1 protein-coding gene and 1 pseudogene are annotated in these 659 nt (G+C 73.6%); one reads left to right on the forward strand and one right to left on the reverse strand.

Annotated features, from left to right (window positions below; all coding sequences use genetic code 11):
• Positions 1 to 288, forward strand: a pseudogene (locus FGF04_RS39680) (short chain dehydrogenase); the annotation flags it as partial.
• An 82-nt stretch (positions 289 to 370) separates the two neighbouring features.
• Here FGF04_RS39680 and FGF04_RS40580 read toward each other — a convergent pair.
• On the reverse strand, positions 371 to 547 hold the full coding sequence (locus FGF04_RS40580) for a hypothetical protein (RefSeq protein WP_188114438.1): 177 nt from the start codon (positions 545 to 547) through the stop codon (positions 371 to 373).
• Positions 548 to 659: the final 112 nt, after the last annotated feature.

Genomic DNA, 659 nt, shown 5'->3' on the forward strand with positions numbered 1-659 from the left:
GCGGAGGGGAACGGGGGAGGGCTCGATCCGCTCGCTCCCGAGCATGTCGCGCCGCTCGTCGGCTACTTGGCCTCCCCGGCGGCCGCGGGCGTCAACGGGCAGCTGTTCGTCGTGCACGGCGGGATGGTCGCGGTCGTCGAACGCCCGCGGGTGGCCGCGAAGTTCGACACCGAGCAGGACGCCTTCACGTACGACGAGCTGGACGCGCTCCTCACGCCCCACTACGCGAAGCGACCGGCGGGGGAGACGTTCGCGGCGGCGGAGGTGCTGGGGCTTCGACACGGGTGAAGCGGGCCCGTGACAGGCGACGGCCCCGCCCGACGGATGTCGGACGGGGCCGTGTGGAGCTCCGGTGCGGCCTGTGGTGTGGTCAGGCGCCGGYGTCGTTCCGCTGGGCCGGCCTGCGGTGCCGGCCACGGGGGGTCGCCCCGTCCTCCTGGGCGGCGACGGGTCCCCGGTGCCGGCCGTGGCCACCGTCGTCGTCGGCCTGCGCCGACATCCCCCGCAGGCCGTCGGCCGCCATCTCCATCGTGTTCGTGTCACTCATCTTCATCCACCCCGTCAACAAGATCCTTCGGTACAGCGCCGGAGATTCTAACGGTCGCCCGCGCCCGCCCGGAGGGGTGGTCGGGGCTACCTGGGGGTCACTTCGAGGGGCC

This window comes from Streptomyces apricus (assembly GCF_008369065.1).
Classification (GTDB): domain Bacteria; phylum Actinomycetota; class Actinomycetes; order Streptomycetales; family Streptomycetaceae; genus Streptomyces; species Streptomyces apricus.